Origin of the sequence: Nocardioides candidus (assembly GCF_041321175.1) — a bacterium.
Classification (GTDB): Bacteria; Actinomycetota; Actinomycetes; order Propionibacteriales; family Nocardioidaceae; genus Nocardioides.
This window is the reverse complement of record NZ_JBGGWC010000004.1, coordinates 245,533-264,447: the sequence shown is the minus strand read 5'-3', so window position 1 is coordinate 264,447 and position 18,915 is coordinate 245,533. Positions and strand designations below refer to the sequence as shown.

At 71.0% G+C, this 18,915-nt stretch carries 16 protein-coding genes and 1 pseudogene; 9 read left to right on the top strand and 8 right to left on the bottom strand.

From position 1 onward, the window contains the following. The first annotated feature begins 123 nt into the window (after positions 1 to 123). The 4 genes from ACAX67_RS18435 to ACAX67_RS18420 are packed head-to-tail and all read left to right on the top strand — an operon-like array spanning position 124 to position 5,292. Positions 124 to 1,359 (top strand): cytochrome P450, encoded by a 1,236-nt coding sequence (locus ACAX67_RS18435; protein WP_370705341.1) that lies wholly within the window; start codon positions 124 to 126, stop codon positions 1,357 to 1,359. A gap of 17 nt (positions 1,360 to 1,376) precedes the next feature. Next, a complete protein-coding gene (locus ACAX67_RS18430; protein ID WP_370705340.1) occupies positions 1,377 to 2,621 on the top strand; it encodes a cytochrome P450 in 1,245 nt (414 codons plus the stop codon). 49 nt (positions 2,622 to 2,670) lie between these two features. Next, entirely contained in the window at positions 2,671 to 5,118 is a 2,448-nt protein-coding gene (locus ACAX67_RS18425; RefSeq protein ID WP_370705339.1) for an ELWxxDGT repeat protein, read from the top strand. A gap of 18 nt (positions 5,119 to 5,136) precedes the next feature. Then, positions 5,137 to 5,292 (top strand): hypothetical protein, encoded by a 156-nt coding sequence (locus ACAX67_RS18420; RefSeq protein ID WP_370705338.1) that lies wholly within the window; start codon positions 5,137 to 5,139, stop codon positions 5,290 to 5,292. A 15-nt stretch (positions 5,293 to 5,307) separates the two neighbouring features. Here ACAX67_RS18420 and map read toward each other — a convergent pair whose 3' ends face one another. The 5 genes from map to ACAX67_RS18395 all read right to left on the bottom strand — a co-directional run bounded on the left by map (position 5,308) and on the right by ACAX67_RS18395 (position 10,248). Then, a complete protein-coding gene (map, locus tag ACAX67_RS18415) occupies positions 5,308 to 6,075 on the bottom strand; it encodes a type I methionyl aminopeptidase (protein ID WP_370705337.1) in 768 nt (255 codons plus the stop codon). A gap of 81 nt (positions 6,076 to 6,156) precedes the next feature. Beyond that, positions 6,157 to 6,963, bottom strand: a complete 807-nt coding sequence (locus ACAX67_RS18410; RefSeq protein WP_370705336.1) for an enoyl-CoA hydratase — start codon at positions 6,961 to 6,963, stop codon at positions 6,157 to 6,159. Positions 6,964 to 6,972: 9 nt separating this feature from the next. Further along, positions 6,973 to 8,136, bottom strand: a complete 1,164-nt coding sequence (locus ACAX67_RS18405) for a thiolase family protein (RefSeq protein WP_370705335.1) — start codon at positions 8,134 to 8,136, stop codon at positions 6,973 to 6,975. Beyond that, positions 8,136 to 9,203 carry a thiolase family protein gene (locus ACAX67_RS18400; protein ID WP_370705334.1) on the bottom strand — a complete coding sequence of 356 codons (1,068 nt, stop codon included), beginning with the start codon at positions 9,201 to 9,203 and terminating at the stop codon, positions 8,136 to 8,138. The genes ACAX67_RS18405 and ACAX67_RS18400 overlap by 1 nt, the downstream gene beginning before the upstream one ends. A 13-nt stretch (positions 9,204 to 9,216) precedes the next feature. Then, the gene (locus ACAX67_RS18395; protein WP_370705333.1) at positions 9,217 to 10,248 is read right to left on the bottom strand and encodes a Zn-ribbon domain-containing OB-fold protein; all 1,032 of its coding nucleotides are present in this window, start codon (positions 10,246 to 10,248) and stop codon (positions 9,217 to 9,219) included. A 55-nt stretch (positions 10,249 to 10,303) separates the two neighbouring features. On the opposite strand from ACAX67_RS18395, the gene ACAX67_RS18390 reads away from it, so the two are divergent. Both ACAX67_RS18390 and ACAX67_RS18385 read left to right on the top strand, forming a co-directional pair. Next, entirely contained in the window at positions 10,304 to 11,347 is a 1,044-nt protein-coding gene (locus ACAX67_RS18390; protein ID WP_370705332.1) for an LLM class F420-dependent oxidoreductase, read from the top strand. Between the two features lie 55 nt (positions 11,348 to 11,402). After that, a complete protein-coding gene (locus tag ACAX67_RS18385; RefSeq protein WP_370705331.1) occupies positions 11,403 to 11,786 on the top strand; it encodes a hypothetical protein in 384 nt (127 codons plus the stop codon). 5 nt (positions 11,787 to 11,791) lie between these two features. Here the strand turns inward: ACAX67_RS18385 and lepB are convergent, their stop codons facing one another. Then, entirely contained in the window at positions 11,792 to 12,391 is a 600-nt protein-coding gene (gene lepB, locus ACAX67_RS18380) for a signal peptidase I (protein ID WP_370705330.1), read from the bottom strand. Between the two features lie 104 nt (positions 12,392 to 12,495). On the opposite strand from lepB, the gene fadD8 reads away from it, so the two are divergent. Then, positions 12,496 to 14,112 (top strand): fatty-acid--CoA ligase FadD8, encoded by a 1,617-nt coding sequence (gene fadD8, locus ACAX67_RS18375; protein ID WP_370705329.1) that lies wholly within the window; start codon positions 12,496 to 12,498, stop codon positions 14,110 to 14,112. Positions 14,113 to 14,143: 31 nt separating this feature from the next. On the opposite strand, the gene ACAX67_RS18370 is transcribed toward fadD8, so the two are convergent. Both ACAX67_RS18370 and ACAX67_RS18365 read right to left on the bottom strand, forming a co-directional pair. After that, complete coding sequence (locus ACAX67_RS18370) at positions 14,144 to 14,395, bottom strand: DUF4242 domain-containing protein (protein WP_370705328.1); 252 nt, start codon at positions 14,393 to 14,395, stop codon at positions 14,144 to 14,146. Positions 14,396 to 14,502: 107 nt separating this feature from the next. Then, positions 14,503 to 17,076 (bottom strand): ATP-binding protein, encoded by a 2,574-nt coding sequence (locus tag ACAX67_RS18365; protein ID WP_370705327.1) that lies wholly within the window; start codon positions 17,074 to 17,076, stop codon positions 14,503 to 14,505. Between the two features lie 164 nt (positions 17,077 to 17,240). Between ACAX67_RS18365 and ACAX67_RS18360 the strand changes: the two are divergent. Together ACAX67_RS18360 and ACAX67_RS18355 are read left to right on the top strand one after the other, a co-directional pair. Continuing rightward, positions 17,241 to 17,306 (top strand): annotated as a pseudogene (locus ACAX67_RS18360) (zinc-ribbon domain-containing protein); the annotation flags it as partial. Between the two features lie 69 nt (positions 17,307 to 17,375). After that, on the top strand, positions 17,376 to 18,881 hold the full coding sequence (locus ACAX67_RS18355; RefSeq protein ID WP_370705536.1) for a hypothetical protein: 1,506 nt from the start codon (positions 17,376 to 17,378) through the stop codon (positions 18,879 to 18,881). The last annotated feature ends 34 nt before the right edge of the window (positions 18,882 to 18,915 follow it).

The window sequence follows — 18,915 nt, the reverse complement described above, 5'->3', positions numbered from 1 at the left end:
GCGCAGGCCGCAGAATCGCCGAAACGAAAGCCTTTCGTATTTGGCCGATGGTCTGTAGTGTGCGACTAGAACGTGTTCCAGCCGAGCGCCCTCGTGCTCGAGCAACTGAAAGGTTCCCCCGACGTGACCGCTGTCGACCTCATCCCGGCCGGGTTCGACCCGACGGACCCCGACATCAACGCCGTGGCGTTGCCGCACGAGGAGTTCAAGGCGCTCCGCACCACGGAGCCGATCCGCTGGATCGAGCAGCCGCCGGAGAACCGCGCCGGCTTCCTCGACACCGGCTACTGGGCCTGCACCCGCCACCAGGAGGTGCGGGAGGTCTCCAAGGACAACGAGCACTGGTCGACCGCCGAGAACGGCGTCATCATCCGCTTCGCTCCCGACATGACCCGCGACCAGGTCGAGGTGCAGCGCGCGCTGCTCATCCACCACGACCCGCCGGACCACACCAAGATGCGCGGCATCGTCTCCCGCGGGTTCACCCCGCGCGCGATCGCCTCGCTGAAGGAGAACCTGAAGGACCGCGCGTACACGATCGTCGAGGAGGCTGCCGCCCGCGGCACCGGCGACTTCGTCGAGGACCTCGCCGCCGAGCTGCCGCTGCAGGCGATCGCCGACTTCCTCGGCGTCCCGCAGCAGGACCGCAAGAAGCTCTTCGAGTGGTCCAACCAGATGATGGCGTACGACGACCCCGACTTCGACGTCGATCCCGCCATCGCCTCCATGGAGCTGCTCGCCTACTTCGACGGCCTCGCCAACGAGCGCCGGGAGACGCCGCAGGACGACATCGTCACCAAGCTGATCAGCGCGGGCGAGGACGGCCACGGCTCCCTCACCAACGACGAGTTCGGGTTCTTCGTGATCCTGCTGGCCGTCGCCGGCAACGAGACGACGCGCAACGCGATCAGCCACGGCATGCACGCCTTCTTCCAGAACCCCGAGCAGTGGGAGATCTGGAAGAACGAGCGCCCCGAGACCATGGTCGACGAGGTCATCCGCTGGGCGACCCCGGTCACCGTCTTCCAGCGCACGGCGATCAAGGACACGGTCCTGGCCGGCCAGGAGGTCAAGAAGGGTGCTCGTGTCGGTCTCTTCTACGCCTCCGCGAACTTCGACGAGACCGTCTTCGACGACCCGTTCACGTTCGACATCCGCCGCGACCCCAACCCGCACGTCGCCTTCGGCGGCCACGGCGCCCACTACTGCATCGGCGCCAACCTGGCCCGCATGGAGATCAAGCTGATCTTCGAGGCCCTCGCCGACCTGGTGCCCGACATCAGCCTGGCCAGCGAGCCCACGCGCCTGCGCAGCGGATGGCTCAACGCCATCAAGGAGATGCAGGTCAACTACAAGTAGAACCGCGGAGGACGAGCGTGACCGCTGACCAGACCCAGACCTGGCAGTTCGACTTCACCGACCCGGACATCAACTGGTCGGCGGTTCCGCACGACCAGTTCCGCGAGCTCCGGGGCCGCGGGCCGATCACGTGGGTGCAGCAGCAACCCGGGGCGTACGACGGCTTCGCCGAGGAGTCCGGCACCGGCTACTGGGCGCTGACCCGCCACGCCGACGTGGCGGCGGTGTCGAAGGACAGCAAGCGCTTCTCCAACGCGGAGAACGGGGCGATCATCCGGTTCCCCGAGGGCATGGACCGCGAGAGCCTCGAGCTCCAGCGCGTGATGATCCTCAACCAGGACCCGCCCGAGCACACCGCCATGCGGCACATCGTGTCGCGCGCCTTCACGCCGCGGTCGATCACCGGCCTCGAGGAGATCATGCGCGACCGCGCGCAGCGGATCGTCCGCGAGGCGGTCGAGCGGGGCGAGGGTGACTTCGTGCAGGAGGTGGCGGCCGAGCTCCCGTTGCAGGCGATCGCCGACCTGCTCGGCGTGCCGATGGACGACCGGCACAAGCTCTTCCACTGGTCCAACCAGATGCTGGCCAACGAGGACCCCGACTACGGCGAGGTCGACGGTCAGGAGGCTGCGGCCGAGGTCCTGATGTACGCGATGGGCATGGCGGCCGAGCGCAAGGCCTCGCCGCGCGACGACATCGTCACCCGACTTCTCGAAGCCGACAAGGACGGCCGGGGTCTCAACGACGACGAGTTCGGCTACTTCGTCATCATCCTCGCCGTCGCCGGCAACGAGACGACCCGCAACGCCATAACGCACGGCATGAACGCCTTCTTCGACAACCCCGACCAGTGGGAGCTCTGGAAGCGCGAGCGGCCCGACACCATGATCGACGAGGTCGTCCGGTGGGCGACGCCGGTCACGGTCTTCCAGCGCACCGCCCTCACCGACGTCGAGGTGGGCGGTGTCGAGGTGTCGAAGGGCCAGCGGGTCGGACTGTTCTACGCGTCGGCGAACTTCGACGAGGAGGTCTTCGACGACCCCTTCCGCTTCGACATCACCCGGGACCCCAACCCGCACGTCGCGTTCGGCGGCCACGGCGCGCACTACTGCCTCGGCGCCAACCTGGCGCGCCAGGAGATCCGGCTGATCTTCGACGCCCTCGCCGACGTCGCGCCCGACATCACCAAGCTGGCCGAGCCCCGACGCCTGCGCCACGGCTGGATCAACGGCATCAAGGAGCTCCGGGTCAGCTACCGGTAGTCCCGCGGATCGCCTGACGCGCCGCTGCCGCTCACCTAGTGTGCGCGGCATGAGCAGAGGCGACCGCACGCCGCGTGCGCGGGGCATCCGGCAGCGGGCGGTACGCAAGGCGCAACGGCGGGCGCGCCGGACGGCGGCGAGGTCTGTGGGAGCTGCGGCCGCGGCCGCGTCGCTGACCTTCACCGGGTTGCCCGCGGCCGACGCGGACCACTACCCGTCGCCGAGACCCCCGCACGGGATCGAGCTCCTGCGCGACATCCGCCCAGGAGACGGCACCAGCTTCCCTGCCGACCCCACCAACGTGAGGGGGACCCTCTACTTCGCCGCGGTCGACCCCCGGCTCGGACGCGAGCTCTGGAAGTCCGACGGGACGACTGCAGGCACGAAGATCGTCAAGGACATCTGGCCGGGCAAGAAGGGCGGCAACCCCTACGAGCTGACCGCTGTGGGCGACGAGCTGTTCTTCGCCGCCGACGACGGGACCCACGGCCTGCAGCTCTGGAAGTCCGACGGCACCACGGCTGGCACGGTCAGGGTGCGCGACATCTACCCGGGCGCGACCGGCTACTACGCGTCGAACCTGACCAACGTCGACGGCACGCTCTTCTTCACTGCCGAGGACGGAGTCCACGGGCGCGCGCTGTGGAAGTCCGACGGCACCCGCCGCGGCACGAAGCTCGTCAAGGACGTCAACCCCGCCGATCCGCCCCAGGACGGGTCGTACGTCTTCAGCTACCTCGCCGCCGCGGGAGGGACGTTGTTCTTCGCCGCGAACGACGGCACGCATGGTCTCGAGCTCTGGAAGTCCGACGGCACCACCGACGGGACCGTCCTCCTCCAAGACATCAGGCCGGGTGCGGGCTCGAGCGCGCCGAGACGGATGACGGCTGTCGGAGACACCATGTTCTTCAGCGCAGCGGACGACGAGCACGGTCGGGAGCTGTGGACCTCGGACGGTACGACCAGCGGAACCGTGATGGTCGGGGACATGGCGAGTCCGGGCGACCGCGACGGCTCGCCCTACCCCCTCGGGAGGCTCGGTGATCGGCTGGTGTTCGAAGGAAAGGACGGTTCCGTCGGCTCAGGTGTGTGGATCTCCGACGGGACCACCGAGGGCACCCAGTTCCTGCACAGGCTCAACGCCAACCTGCCTGGTGCCGTGCTGGGCCGCGGCGAGCGCGCGGAGCTCTACTTCCTGACGGACTACGACGGCCTCTGGAAGACCGACGGCACTCCCGAGGGGACCGTCGCTGTGACCGACCTCGCGACCGACAGCGGATGCCACTCACCGGGATATTGCGAGATCGCCAGCCAGCTCGCGGCGAAGGGCCACTCCCTCTACTTCGTCGCCAACGACAAAGGCATCGGAACCGAGGTCTGGGTCTCGAACGGCACCCCGGAAGGGACCGGACCCGTCGAGGACATCTACCACGGCACCGCCTACGGCGACGGCGGCGCCTACCCGGGCTACCTGACCGTGTCGGGCGGGACGCTGTTCTTCATCGCTCGCGACGACCGCCACGGGGAGGAGATCTTCCGCGTCGGGGGTCCGCAGCCACGGGTACCGCGGTGCGACGGGCTCGAGCCCACGATCGTCGGGTTCGACGACATCGTCGGCACGCCCGGCGACGACGTCATCGTCGGGAGCGGGGGCACCGACACCATCGACGGGCTCGGCGGTCATGACGTGATCTGCGGAGGCGGCGGCTGGGACACGATCGACGGGGGAGCCGGCGCCGACGTGGAGATCGGAGGCGGTGGCGACGACACCTTCCTGGCAGGCAGCTCAGGGGACGGCTCCGACGAGATCCGTGGGGGCCGTGGCGATGACACCATCGACTACGCCGCACGCACGACGCCGTTGCACGTGACGCTCGACTCGAGCGTGACTGCCGACGACGGCGTCGTGGGCGAGCACGACGACCTGCGTGCCGTCGAGGTGGTCGAGGCCGGCTCTGCTGACGACGTACTGATCGGGGGACCAGGCGACGAGACGTTTGACGGCGGTGGCGGTGCAGACACCATCACGGGCGGCGCCGGCGACGACCGCGAGTACGGCGGCGGCGGGGACGACACGTTCCTCGCCGGCAGCGTGAGTGACGGGGGCGACGTGCTCGAGGGGCAGGACGGCCTCGACCTCGTCGACTACTCCGCGCGGCGGCGCGCTGTCGTGGTGGACCAGGACGACTTCGATGGGCCCGGCGGCGGCGACGGTGAGACCGGGGAGGGGGACGACGTCCGCTCCACGACCGAGGCAGTGCGCGGTGGCGAGGGTGACGACACCCTGGTGGGCAACGACTTCGGCAACATGATCTGGGGCGGTCCGGGCAACGACCACCTCGTCGGTCGGCGCGGTTACGACACGCTGGACGGTGGAGCCGGGGACGACGCCCTCGACACCCACGACGACGACGCGAGCAGGGACTACGCGTCCGGCGGGCCTGGCACCGACACGGCCGTCTTCGACCCCGAGGACGTCATCACCGAGGTGCCCTGATTCCGCTACCGTTGTGGCATGAGCAACACGGAAAACCGCGAGCAGTTCTCCGGCTTCTCGGAGAACGGGTACCAGCACAACATGCACACGCTGGCGTGGATCTCGTTGTGGCTGATCATCGGCATCGGCGTGGCGTTCGGCGTCTTCGGCTTCATCCACGGCCTGGCTGACTGAGGCCGGAACCCCTGATCAGTCGCGGGCGGTGAGCACCACCGGGTCGCCCGACGTGATGGCGACCGTGTGCTCGACGTGCGCGCCGCGGGAGCCGTCGGCGCTGCGGATCGTCCAGCCGTCGGGGTCGAAGCGGATCTCGCCCGTCGTGTGGAGGAACCACGGCTCGATGGCGATGACCAGCCCGGGACGCAGCTTCAGGCCGCGCCCGGCCTGACCGTCGTTGGGCACGTGCGGGTCGCCGTGCATCGTGCGGCCGACGCCGTGGCCGCCGAACTGGAGGTTGACCTGCAGGCCCTCGGCATGGGCGACCGAGCCGATGGCGAAGGAGATGTCGCCGAGCCGGTTGCCCGAGCGGGCGGCGCCGATGCCGGCGTCGAGCGCCCGTTGCGCGGTGTCGATGAGGCGTAGGTCCTCCTCGCGGGGAGTGCCGACGACGACCGACAGCGCCGAGTCCGAGACCCAGCCGTCGACGGATGCGGCGAAGTCGACCGACAGCAGGTCGCCGTCCTGCAGCGTGTAGTCGTGCGGCAGCCCGTGCAGCACGGCGTCGTTGACCGACGTGCAGAGCACCTTGCCGAAGGGCATCGCGCCGAACGACGGGTGGTAGTCGATGTAGCAGGAGGTCGCGCCGGCGTCCTTGATCATGCGGTGGGCCAGCTCGTCGAGCTCGAGCAGGTTGACCCCGACGTCCGCCTTGTCGGCGAGGGCGCTGATCACCGAGGCGACGAAGCGCCCGGCGGGGCGCATCTGCTCGATCTGGGTCGGGGTGCGGAGCTCGATCACGAGGCCAGCCTACGGGGTCTCGTGACGCCACAACCGCGAGGTGAAGCCTCCGAAGGCTGGGGCCTCCGCGACCACCGATCGTCAGTCTCGGAAGACTGGATCTCGTTTCTCCTTGCGGGCCACGACCGCCTCCTCGAAGTTCCGCGTGAGGAGCCGGACGAGCAGCTGACCGACGCCCTCGGCGTGCATGTGCTGCTCGAAGCTGGCGGCGTCCAGGCCGTCCACCAGCGTGCGCTTGGTGAGCTCGACCCCGGGCCGGCTCCACCGGGTGATGTCGGCGGCGGTCTCGAGTGCGCTCTCCATCAGCCGGTCGTCGGGCACCACCCGCGACACCAGACCGATCGCGGCTGCCTCGGCGGCGTCGACGTCGCGCCCGGTCAGCATGATCTCGGCAGCGCGGGAGGAGCCGATGGCCCGCGGCAGCAGGTAGCTGAGCCCGAGCTCGCTGGCCGTGAGGCCGTTGTTGATCCCGGCGGCGCGGAAGTACGCCGACTCGCTCGCCACCCGCACGTCGCAAGCCAGGGCGAGGCACAGCCCGCCACCGATGGCGGGCCCGTTGACGGCGGCGATCACCGGCTGGTGCAGCCGCCGGAGCGTCACGATGATGTCGTCGAGCAGCTCCATCGCCCGCAGCGCGACGGTGACGCCGGTGAGCCCTGAGGTGTTGGGCATCCCGCCCTTCTCGCCGCTCTGGTCGGCTCCGGAGCAGAAGCCCCGCCCGGCGCCGGTGAGCACGACCACCCGCACCTCGTTGTCGTCGCCGAGCCGGCGCAGCTCGTCACGGAAGGGCACCATGACGTCGAACGCCATGGAGTTCATCCGCTCCGGCCGGTTGAGCGTCACCACGGCCACCTCGGGACGGGGCCGGGTGACCTCGACGAACGACATCGGCGTCCCTCAGTTCTGGGGCTTGTCGGCGCCGACGACCCACATCGCGAAGAACTGCGACCCGCCGCCGTACGCGTGGCCGAGCGCGCGCCGCGCACCGTCGACCTGGTGCTCGCCCGCGGCGCCGCGGACCTGCAGGGCCGCCTCGCCGAAGCGCAGCATCCCGGAAGCGCCGATCGGGTTCGACGACAGCACGCCGCCGGAGCAGTTGACCGGGATCCTGCCGTCCATGGCGGTCTCGCCGGCCTCGGTGAGCTTCCAGCCGGAGCCCTCCTCGGCGAAGCCGAGGTTCTCGAGCCACATGGGCTCGAACCACGAGAACGGCACATAGATCTCGGCCGCGTCGATCTCCTCGAGCGGGTTGGTGATGCCGGTCTGCTTCCAGAGCGCGGCGGCCGCGTCGCGACCCGCCTGCGGGTTGACCTGGTCGCGCTCGGCTGCCGAGGTGGCCTCCGACCGCATCACGGTGCCGTGGATCCACGCCGGGTTGGGCGAGGACTTCGCGGTGTCCTCGTCGACGATCACCAAGGCGCACGCGCCGTCGCTCGACGGGCAGGTCTCGTCGTAGCGGATCGGGTCCCACAGCATCTGGGATGCCAGCACCGACTCCACCGTGGTGCCCTCGTTGTGCAGGTGGGCGTAGGGGTTCTTGAGCGCGTTGTTGCGGTCCTTGGCCGCCACGATGGCACCGATGTGGGTCGGCGCCTCCGAGCGACGGATGTAGGAGCGGACGTGCGGCGCGAAGTAGCCACCGGCGCCTGCGTGCACCGGCATGTTGAACGGCAGGGGCACCGACAGCGCCCACATGGCGTTGGACTCCGACTGCTTCTCGTAGGCCACGGTCAGCACCCGCTTGTGCACGCCGGCCTGCACCAGCGAGGAGGCGACGATCGCGGTGGACCCGCCGACCGATCCGGCGGTGTGCACGCGCAGCAGCGGCTTGCCCGCCGCGCCGAGCGCGTCGGCCAGGAACAGCTCGGGCATCATCACGCCCTCGAACAGGTCGGGTGCCTTGCCGACCACGATCGCGTCGATGTCGTCGAGCGTCAGGTTGGCGTCGAGGAGCGCGCGGTCGATCGCCTCCCGGCACAGACCCGCCATGGAGACGTCCTTGCGCTGGGCGCGGTGGTGCGTCTGGCCGACGCCGATGATCGCTGCAGGCTGCTTGCCCATCAGTTTCCCGCTCCTTCGTTGACGGCGCCGAGGGTGCACACCAGGTTCTGCTGGAGGGCCGGACCGCTGGTGGCGTGCGCCAGCGCCTTGTCGGCCTCGCCGGACCAGATCTTCTTCGCGGCCTCGCCGACCCGGATGCCGCCGCCGGAGAACATCGGGTTGCTCGCGAGAGCGCCGCCGGACGGGTTGATCGCGACGTCGTCGGCAAGTCCGAGCTCGCGGCGCAGGATCAGCTCCTGGTGGCTGAACGGCGCGTGCAGCTCGGCGACCTCGACCCCGTCGAGGTCGAGCGCCGCACCCGCGCGCTGCGCGGAGGGCGACCTGGTCAGGTCGCGCACGCCCATCCCCATCGGGTCGATGAAGTGGGAGATGCCGGTGAGCCAGGCCGGGCGCTCGCGGACGTCGCGGGCGCGGTCGCCGGCGGCGAGCACGATGGCAGCCGCCCCGTCGGTGACGGGGGCGCAGTCGTGCTTGCGCAGAGGGTCTGCGTACATCGGACGCGCGAGCAGCTCCTCGACCGACGAGCCTCCCTTGCGGATGGCGTGGTCGTTCTTCTCCGCGTCGGTCAGCGACCGGTTGACGACCTCCGCCATCACGCGCTCGTCCCACAGTCCGGCGTCGATGCCCGCGCGGGCCTGCAGACCCGCGAGCGACACGGTGTCCGGCCACAACGGCGTCATCGTGTAGGGCTCGAGCTGGAGGGCGAGGGTACGGCGGAGCACGCCGGCCGAGCTCTTGCCGAAGGCGTAGACCAGGGCGGTGTCGACCTCGCCGGTCTGGATCTTCAGCCAGGCCTCGTACATGGCCCAGGCCAGGTCCATCTCGACGTGCGACTCGTTGACCGGCGGGATGACGCCGATCGCGTCGACCGCCTGCACGAAGGAGAACGACCGTCCGGCCAGGTAGTCGGAGGAGCCGGAGCACCAGAACCCCACGTCCTTGCGGGTCCAGCCGGTCTGCTCGTAGCACTCCTTGAAGACCGGCACGAGGAGCTCGACACAGGTCGGCGACCCGTCGAACTCGGGCATCTGTCGCTGGGCGAACCCGACGACGGCGACGTCACGCATCTGACTCTCCCTCTCAGAGGTGGTGCTTGTAGGTGTCGTAGTCGGCGTCCGGCTCGCCGGTGGGCTCGAAGTGGTCGATGTTCTCCAGCGAGAACGTCCACTCGTCCTTCGGCTTCCACACCGCCTTGACGCGCATGCCCATCCGGACCTCGTCGGCGGGGACGCCGAGGATCAGGTGCAGCACCGCGATGTCGGCACCGTCGAGGAGCACGTAGGCGGAGACGTACGGCGGCGTGATCTTCTGCCCGAGGAAGGGCACGTTGACGATGCAGAAAGTCGTGATGGTGCCGGTCTGCGAGAGCTCGACCTCCTCCGCGGTCGGCGTGCCGTCGGCCGGGCAGGCGCTGCGCGGAGGCACGTAGACCTTCTGGCAGGTGGGGCAGCGCTGGCCCATGATGCGGCCCTCGTTGAGGCCGCGGTAGAACAACGACTCCTCGGGGGACGCGGCGTAGTCGTAGTCGAGGGACACGGGGACCACCACGCCGGTGACCGGGTCGCCGTTGGTGGGTACGTCGCCGGATCTCGACTGCTCCGTCGCAGCCTCGTCCCTCGGCTGCGGTCGCGCTCGATCTTCGCCCGCGACGCTCCGCTCTCCTTCGTCGAGCGAAGCTGCGGGCTCGAAGCAGGCGATGTCGGTGATCGCCCCGGTGCGCTCGGCGGCCCAGCGGATCCGCACGCGCATGCCGGTGCTGACCTCGTCGGGGGAAGCGACGTCGAGGGCGTGCAGCAGGGGAGCGTCGGCGCCGTCGAGGGTGACCAGGGCGAACGCGAACGGCCGGTCGAAGGGCTGCGCCTTCACCGGTTCGGGCACCCAGGTCCACGAGGAGACCGTCCCGACCGAGGAGACCTCGACGAAGTCGGTCGTCGGCTCGTGGGTGACCGGGTCGAACTCCAGCGGGGGTACGACGACTTCGCCGGCCGCCGTACGACCGCCGACGACGACGCCGTCTCGCAGGCCGGTGAGGAAGCGCCCGACGACGGGGCCGGTCGAGCGGGTGTAGTCGAAGGCCACCGTGACCGGCGCCTGCAAGGTGCGGCTGCTCATGGCCGAAAGTGAAACACGTTCTAGTTTCTGCTTCAAGTAGGGCATGCTGTGTCTCATGAAGCTTGGACTCCAGCTGGGTTACTGGGGGGCGCAGCCCCCGCAGGGTGTCGGGGAGCTCGTCGCGGCTGCCGAGGACGCCGGTTTCGACGCGATCTTCACCGCGGAGGCATGGGGGAGCGACGCCTTCACGCCGCTGGCCTGGTGGGGCAAGGACACCTCGCGGGTCCGGCTCGGCACGTCCATCGTGCAGATGTCCGGCCGCGCGCCGACGTCGATCGCGATGCACGCGTTGACCCTCGACCACCTGACCGGTGGCCGGCTCATCCTCGGCATGGGCGTCAGCGGCCCGCAGGTCGTCGAGGGCTGGTACGGCCAGCCCTTCGCCAAGCCGCTCGCCCGCACTCGCGAGGTCGTCGACATCATCCGGAAGGTGCTGGCCAGGGAGGCGCCGGTCAGCAACGACGGGCCCCACTACCCGCTGCCGTTCAACGGCCCCGGCTCGGTCGGGCTCGGGAAGCCGCTCAAGCCGATCGTCCACCCGCTCCGCGCCGACATCCCGATCTGGCTGGGCGCGGAAGGACCGAAGAACGTCGCGCAGACCGCGGAGATCGCCGACGGCTGGATCCCCATCTTCTACACGCCGAAGAGCGCGGGGATGTACCAGCCGTGGCTCGACGAGGGCTTCGCGCGGGAGGGGGCGCGCCGGACGCGGGCGGACTTCGAGATCGCCGCGACCTGCCACCTGCAGGTGACCCGGAGCGAGGAGGAGCGGCGGGCCGTCATCGACGGCATCAAGCCCGTCGTCGCGCTCTACATGGGCGGCATGGGCGCGAAGGACCAGAACTTCCACAAGAACGTCTTCGAGCGGATGGGCTACGGGTCGATCACCGACCAGGTCCAGGAGCTCTTCCTCGCCCAGAAGCGCGAGGAGGCGACCGCGCTGATCCCCGACGACCTGGTCGAGGACATGCACATCGTCGGCGACGCGTCCTACGTCAAGGAGCGCGTCGCGCAGTGGGAGGAGACGGGCGTGACCACCTTGCTCCTCAGCTGCCGCAGCGCCGACGAGGTGCGCCAGGTCGCCGAGCTGCTCGCCTGAGCCTCCGCCGCCCGAGGGACTGACGGCTGTCGGCCCCAGGGGTTAGCGTGCGGGCATGCTGCGGCCCCCGCACGAGAACGTCGCCACCGTCCTGGTGGACCCGCGCGTGCTCGAAGACCTGGAGATCGAGCTGATGGAGCTCGACCTGCGGCTCTGGCCGGTCGCGACCGCGCCGATCTCGGTCGACGGGCCGCGCCAGGCCTTCCAGATCCGGCGCGCCCTCCTCGAGCGCCATCGCGGCGCCTGGGACCTCGCCGCCGACTGGACCCCGGTGTGGATCAGCTTCGGGGAGCAGTGGCGCTTCGGTGACGAGCCGCTGCCGTGGGCCGCGCACCAGACGCTGTGGCGCACGCTCGAGCAGCACGGCGACCACGTCCGCTACCTCCGACGCCTCGGCGGTGTGCGCCCGTTGCAGGTGCCGCTGGAGGCGACGGGGTAGGAGCGCTACCCCTCGACCACGGCCACGACCTGCTCGGCGTCGACCCACGGCCCCTCGTCGCAGGTCTCGGTCCCGTCGTGGCACAGGTGGAAGCGGGAGTCGGCGGAGGCCTGGCGGTTGTCGCCGAGGACGAACATCGTGCCGTCCGGCACGGGGCCGAGCCGCCAGTCGCACGGACCCGTGGCCGTGCCCGCTGGGAGCAGCTCCCACCCGGCGAGCTCGGCGGCGCAGCGGCCGTGCCTGGCGAGGAGGTAGTCCGACTCGTCCAGCTCGTCGCCGTCGACGAGCAGCCAGCCGCCGTCGGTGCAACACTCGATGACGTCGCCCTCGCGTCCGATCACCCGCTTGACGAGCTTGCCCGGCTTGCCGTGGTCGTCGCCGGCGAGCCACCCGCCGGGATCCTCGAAGACGACGACGTCGCCGCGCTGCGGGTCGTAGTCGTCGACAAGGGTGGCCTCGAACCTCTCGCCGGCCGTGAGGCCCGGCTCCATCGATCCGGCCGGCATCACGTAGTGCGTGGTGTCGGAGCACGCTGTCAGCGCCAGGCACGCGACCGCGAGCGTCGCGAGGATGGGCGCCCCGGCCGCCGTACGTCCCCTCCGCATGGCGGGACGGTATCGGTGACGGAGGTTGTCCGTGACTAGAACACGTTCTATATTCCAGATGCACGCACGTTCCTCGCGTGCTCCTCGATAACCGGAAGGCTCGCATGACGGACGACACCCTGCGGATCGGTGCCCACAACGGCCACCTGATGGTCGCGGCTCTCAAGCGGCACAAGGATCGCCCGGTGATCCACCTCGGCGACGTCACCCTCACGGGTGGTCAGGTTGCCGACCGGATCAGCCAGTACGTGCAGGCCTTCGAGTCGCTCGGTGCGGGCACCGGCTCGCCCGGTGCGCTCCTGGCCCTCAACCGTCCTGAGGTCCTCTTCATCCTCGGCGCCGGACAGACCCAGGGCTACCAGCGGACCTCGCTCCACCCGCTCGGCTCGGCCGACGACCACGCCTACGTGATCAACGACGCCGGCATCAACACCCTCATCATCGACCCCTACTTCGAGACCCGGGCGCTCGAGCTGCTCGACAAGTGCCCCGGTCTCAAGCAGGTCCTGACGATCGGAGCGGTGCCCGAGTCCCTTTCCGCCGTCGGCTCCGACCTCACCGAGGTCGCGGCGACCTTCGACCCGGTGCCGCTGCAGGCCAAGCTCCTGCCGCCGGACCACATCGTCTCCCTCGTCTACACCGGCGGCACGACGGGCAAGCCCAAAGGCGTCATCGGCACCGTGCAGGCGATGAACACGATGAGCCAGGTGCAGCTCGCGGAGTGGGAGTGGCCGGAGAACCCGCGCTTCCTGATGTGCACCCCGCTGTCCCACGCGGGCGCGGCCTTCTTCGTGCCGACCGTGATCAAGGGCGGCACCCTCTACGTCTCCGCCCGCTTCGACCCCGCCGAGGTGCTGGCCACGATCGAGGAGAAGCGGATCAACTCGCTCATGGTCGTCCCGACCATGCTCTACGCGCTGATGGACCACCCGGACTCGCGCACCCGCGACCTGTCGTCGCTCGAGACCGTCTACTACGGCGCCTCGGCGATCAACCCGGTCCGGCTGAAGGAGGCGATCGAGCGCTTCGGGCCGATCTTCGCGCAGTACTACGGCCAGTCCGAGGCGCCGATGGTCATCACCTACTTCCCGAAGGGCGACCACGTCGACGCCGACGGCAAGCCGTACGAGTCGAGGCTCACCTCGTGCGGGCGGCCCGCGGCGTTCCTGCGCACGGCGCTTCTCGGGGAGGACGGCGAGCCCGTCAAGCAGGGCGAGCCGGGGGAGATCTGCGTGGCGGGCCCGCTGCTGGCCGGTGGCTACTGGCAGCTGCCCGAGCAGACGGCCGAGACCTTCCGGGACGGCTGGATGCACACCGGCGACGTGGCCCGCGAGGACGAGGACGGCTTCTGGTACATCGTCGACCGCACCAAGGACATGATCGTCACCGGTGGCTTCAACGTGTTCCCGCGTGAGGTCGAGGACGTCGTGGCCGAGCACCCGATGGTGGCGCAGGTCGGTGTCATCGGCACGCCCCACGAGAAGTTCGGCGAGGCGGTCACGGCGATCGTCGTGCTCCGCTCGGACGCCCCGACCGACGACGAGTCGGTGGAGCGGATGGCCGAGGAGATCAAGGCCGCCGTCAAGGAGCGGAAGGGCTCGGTGCACGTCCCGAAGGACGTGATCGTCGCGGAGTCACTGCCGCTGACCGCGCTCGGCAAGCCGGACAAGAAGGCGTTGCGGGCGCGCTACTGGGAAGGCAAGGGCCGCACCGTCGGCTGACGATGCGGCCCGGGTCCCGTGGCGAGAGGGCTCAGACGCCTTCCTGCACCGGGTAGATCTCGTCCGCCACCAGGCCGTGGGCCTCGCGGTGCACGGTGTTGGCCGCCTCGGCGTCGGGCGCGTCGACCAGGCAGAAGATCTTGCCGGCCGCCTCGTCCACCCAGTAGCGCAGGTACTGCACGTCGTGCCCGCCCTGGGTGGCCAGGTCGGCCTGGTGCGCCTTGACGACGTCGTCGATGTTCACGCCGCCGTCGATGTGGTGGACGTCCATGAAGAGTGCCATCGGACTTCTCCTTCGGGGAGTTGTTGTGGAGCTGACATCCCTGAAGCTAGGCGCCGGCGGCATCCCCGCGGATCGGTGGCGACTGCCCAGATTGGTGGCCGGGCTGCCTAGGTTGCGGACAACAGGTCGGCCGCCCGGCGTGCGGCGTCGGCCCGGTTGCCCACGCCGAGCTTGGCGAGCACCGCGCTGACGTGGTGGTCGACGGTCCGTGTCGAGAGGACGAGGCGCTCCGCGATCTCGGCGTTGGTCATGCCCTGGGCGAGGAGCTGCAGCACCTCCGCCTCCCGCGCGGTCAGACCGGCGGGGTGCGCTCTGGTCGAGCGCCGCGGACCGCGGGGCGACGGGGTCCCGGTCAGGTCGCGCAGCAGCCGGCGCGCCTTCTCCGCGGCGGGCTCGCAGCCGAGGCGGTCGAAGGCCTGGCTCGCCTCCTCGACGAGGCCCGCGTCGCCCGAGCAGGCAAGCACGACCGCAGCCTCGTAGGGACACCCGCGACCGCGCCACGCCTCGGCGGCTGCGCGGTGGTCGCCCCGCAGCTCCTCGGCGTACGGCGACGGGGCATCGACCGGCGGGACGTCGAGGAGTCCCAGCCTGGCCAGGCCGACGGCCAGGTCGGCGTGCAGCCACGGGCTGGCGGGCGCGGGGTCGGTGTGCGCTCGCCGTACCTCCTCCAGGCCCGCCGGGTCGTCGCTGAGCCATGCGAGCTCGCACCGCGCGCTGCCGATGGGGAGCAGCCGCGAGCGGTCCCCGGCCCGTTCGGCGAGGGTCCACGCGTCGCGCAGCTCCGCGGCGGCACCGTCGTTGCCGCGCCGCACCCTGCTCGTCAGGTACGGGATGCGCAGACGCGCCCGGTTCTCCTCCGACGCGGGCTGTGCGAGCAGGCGGCCGGCCAGCAACATCGCCTCCCCGTGGCGGCCGCGGCGCAGCAGCACCTGGGCGCGGGTGGCGGACAGGCACAGGCTCCAGGTGCGCAGCTCGTGCTCCTCGCACCACCGGGTGCCCTCGGCCCAGGCCCACTCGTGCTCATCGAGGCGCAGGCGGGTGACCCCGAGCTCGTAGAGGATCGCGAACGCCCGGCCGGCCTGGGCGTCGGCCCCGGTGCCGCGCGAGATCCGCAGCGCCCGCTCGACGTCGGCGACGCCGTCCTCGCCGATCTGCTCACGGATCATCCCTCGGGTCAGCATCGCGTGCGTGACGACCTCGGCGACGCGTAGCTCGGTGCCGATGCGGACGGCCTCGTCGAGCTCGGCGATCCGGTCCGGCGGAGGGGTGTCGGCCACGAACGCGTGGTAGGCGAGCGCCCAGGCGCGTGCTTCGGACTCGGGCTCCGACTGCGACAGCGCGAGCAGCTCCTCGGCAGCGGCCACGGCGGAGCGCGGCTGGCCCAGCCGCCACAGGCACTGGGCCCGGTGCCGCAGGGTCCGCGCCAGCGCGTCGTCGTCGGCCTGCCGTCGGCGGATCCGCAACGCGTCGGTGGTGGCCTCCAGCGCTGCGTCCCAGTGGTCGGTCAGCCCGTGGAGCGACGCGATCTCGTCGAGGAGGTCGGCGCGCACGTCGTCCTCGACGTCGATCCGGTCGGCGGCGCCGAGCGCCCGTCGGAGCTGGGCGATCCCCTCGCGCAGGGAGGAGAAGCGCATCGCCTCGGCCGCGGCGGCACGCGCGTGCTCGAAGGTCGCCCGCGGGTCGTCGCACCGCTCGGCGTGGTGCGCAAGGGCGGCGGCATCGCCGCCCTCCCGGCTGAGCAGCGTGTACGCCGCCTGGTGCAGCTCGGTCGCCAGGTGGGCCGGCAGCGCCCGTTCGACGGCCCGGCGGGTGAGCTCGTGGTCGAAGGCGTACCGCCCCTCGTCCTCGACGAGCGCGCCCTGGGCGACGCACTCGTCGAGGACGGTCAGGTCCACGGCGGCGATGCGCGCCAGCAGGTGTGCCGTCGCGGGACGGCCGACCACGGCGGCCGAGGCCAGGAGTCGCTGCGCAGGCGCGGAGTGCCGGGCGACGCGTGCGCGCACGACGTCCGCGACGGAGGTGGGCACCTCGCGCTCGGGGTCGGCGAGCACCTCCCGGACGTAGAACGGGTTGCCGCCGCTGACGTCGAAGAGCCGGTCGGGGTCGAGGCCGGCGCCGGCGGCGAGCCGCCCGGTCGCCGCGGCCGACAGCGGCGGCAGCGAGATCCGCCGCGTGGAACCGTGCGAGGCCATCCCGCCGATCACTGCGGTCAGCACGGGGTCGGCGGCCGCCTCGATCGACCGGTAGCTGACGATGACCAGTGCGCGGGTGCGCCCGACCCGGCGCGCCAGGTAGGAGAGCCAGTCGAGGGTGGCCTCGTCTGCCCAGTGGAGATCCTCGACCACCATCACGACCGGCAGGTCGGGCCGCTCGAGGGCCCGCACGGAGGCGGCGAAGAGCTGGTTGCGCTCGGCACCGACCCCCGCGAGGTCGGCGAGCTCGCCACCGGCGTCGGCGGCGATCTCGAAGAGCGGTCCGAGCGGCCGCGGGGTGAAGCTGGCGTCGCAGGCTCCCCACAGCCAGCTCACGTCCGGGTGCCGCTCCCGGAACGCATCGACCAGGCTCGTCTTCCCGATGCCGGCGTCGCCGGCGAGCAGCACCAGCCGCCCGCGCCCCGTGGCGGCGGAGTCGACGTACTCGTCGAGGGCGACGAGGTGAGCGTCGCGCTCCAGGAGCTCCACAGCGGGAGCGTACGGCGACCGGGAGCCCTGGGGGAGCACACTCGAGCGGATTCGTCCGGTCGGAGGACGGCCGAATGCCGAATCGCTCGGCGCGGGCGCCCCCGCGCCCTTAACCTTGCGTCCAGCCTCGCCGGGCGGGCCGGCCGGGGGACGAAGGGGGAAGCGTGGCTTTCTGCGGGAATTGCGGGTCCCAGCTCGCGGCAGGAGATCGGTTCTGCGTCGAGTGCGGGGCCGTCGCGCACCAGGGCGGTGAGCGCCCGGCAGCGGCCGCACCGCCGGTGCCGCCGACGGGGCCGACGATGGCACCACCTCCGATGCCGCCCCCCATGCCACCCCCGATGGTCGCGCCGACCACCGCGATGCCGACGTCCGTGCCGCCCCCGATGCCGCCGCCGGCGTACCCGCCGTCCCAGCAGACCGGCCTGCCGCCGCTGAAGCTCGACATGACCCGGCTGCTGGCCGGCAACTGGCTCGGCTCGCTCGGCGTCGCCGCGATCATGCTCGTGACCGCCACGGTGCTCGGGGCCGCGCTCGCCCTGATGGCCAAGCCCGAGGACTTCGGCATCGACAACACGCTGACCAGCGTGATGATGATCGTCGGCGCGGTCTTCGGCGCCGACTCGTTCCTCGACGGCACCTTCAGCTCCGACGACGTCGACGTGTCCACCGTGACCAGCACCTATCCGCTGACGGTCACGATCATCACGTTCCTCGTCGGCGTGGTCGCCTTCCGGCGGATGGTGCGCGGCTACCCCTCCGTGCTGCCCGCGCTCGGCGACGTGTTCCGCGTGGCACTGTTCGTGGCATCGCCCCTGATGGTGGGCGCGCTCGTGTTCCGCTCGGACCTCGACGACCTCGGCGGCGGCTGGATCGCGGAGGCCGAGGACGAGCTGGGACGGGGCGACGACGGGACATGGGGGCTGAGTGCCGTCTCGGCGTTCTTCGTGCCGTTCGGCCTGGTGGTCCTGGTGCTCCTCCTCGCCTGCGTGGCCCGGCGGGAGTGGTGGCCGGGACGGTCGCGCGGCGTGGCAGAGGTCGTCGCGCCCGCTGTGCAGGGCCTCGCCCTGATGGCGGTCGTGCTCCCCGTGATCGGCGTGATCGGCATCGGCCTGCTCGGATTCGGACCGGACAACGACGTCGACCTGCACGACACGTCGTCCGATGAGCGCTGGGCCGCGATCGCGGTCATCGCCGGAGGTGTCGGGAACGGCGGGGAGGCCCTGCTCGGCCTGGGTGCCGGCGCCGAGCTGGGTGCGGCAGGTGAGTACGAGGGTGACGGCGAGTTCGACGACGACGGCAGCGAGGAGGAGTTCCACCGCCTCGCCTGGTACGCCGGCGACGAGGGCGACGAGCCCGGCCTCTGGGCCGCGCCGGTCATCCTGCTCGCCGTGCTCGCCGGCTGCGCCGCGTGGGTCGCGAGCCGCAGCCGCGACGTCGCCCACGTCGCCCGCAACCTGGCGGTGTGGTGCGGACTGCTCCTCCTGGCGGTGCCCTGGCTGATCCGGGTCGCGAACCTGCACGGCAGCGGCAGCTACGAGTACGACGGCGACGAGGCGAGCTTCAGCGGCTACATCGGCCTCGCGGGCGGGGAGGCGACGTTCTACACGTTCCTGATCGCCGTGGTCGTCTCCCTCCTGGTCGCACTGGTCTGGGGTGGGCTGCGCACCGAGCACCTTCGCTCGGCGCTCGGGCGGCTGCAGGTCAACCCGGCGCAGCCGGCGCCGGCGCCGTACCCCCCGAGCTATCCGCCCAGCTACCCACCGAGCTTCCCGCCGGCCTCGCCGCCGTCCTCGTCGTCAGGATGAGCGCGCCGCACGTGTCATGATGAGCGCCGCTCGC

Bases quoted from the DNA above. Each gene is read 5' to 3' on its own strand.
- ACAX67_RS18425 (WP_370705339.1), top strand. From the start codon at position 2,671: ATGAGCAGAGGCGACCGCACGCCGCGTGCGCGGGGCATCCGGCAGCGG.
- ACAX67_RS18420 (WP_370705338.1), top strand. From the start codon at position 5,137: ATGAGCAACACGGAAAACCGCGAGCAGTTCTCCGGCTTCTCGGAGAAC.
- ACAX67_RS18410 (WP_370705336.1), bottom strand. From the start codon at position 6,963: ATGTCGTTCGTCGAGGTCACCCGGCCCCGTCCCGAGGTGGCCGTGGTG.
- ACAX67_RS18405 (WP_370705335.1), bottom strand. From the start codon at position 8,136: ATGGGCAAGCAGCCTGCAGCGATCATCGGCGTCGGCCAGACGCACCAC.
- ACAX67_RS18400 (WP_370705334.1), bottom strand. From the start codon at position 9,203: ATGCGTGACGTCGCCGTCGTCGGGTTCGCCCAGCGACAGATGCCCGAG.
- ACAX67_RS18395 (WP_370705333.1), bottom strand. From the start codon at position 10,248: ATGAGCAGCCGCACCTTGCAGGCGCCGGTCACGGTGGCCTTCGACTAC.
- ACAX67_RS18390 (WP_370705332.1), top strand. From the start codon at position 10,304: ATGAAGCTTGGACTCCAGCTGGGTTACTGGGGGGCGCAGCCCCCGCAG.
- ACAX67_RS18385 (WP_370705331.1), top strand. From the start codon at position 11,403: ATGCTGCGGCCCCCGCACGAGAACGTCGCCACCGTCCTGGTGGACCCG.
- lepB (WP_370705330.1), bottom strand. From the start codon at position 12,391: ATGCGGAGGGGACGTACGGCGGCCGGGGCGCCCATCCTCGCGACGCTC.
- fadD8 (WP_370705329.1), top strand. From the start codon at position 12,496: ATGACGGACGACACCCTGCGGATCGGTGCCCACAACGGCCACCTGATG.
- ACAX67_RS18370 (WP_370705328.1), bottom strand. From the start codon at position 14,395: ATGGCACTCTTCATGGACGTCCACCACATCGACGGCGGCGTGAACATC.
- ACAX67_RS18355 (WP_370705536.1), top strand. From the start codon at position 17,376: ATGGCACCACCTCCGATGCCGCCCCCCATGCCACCCCCGATGGTCGCG.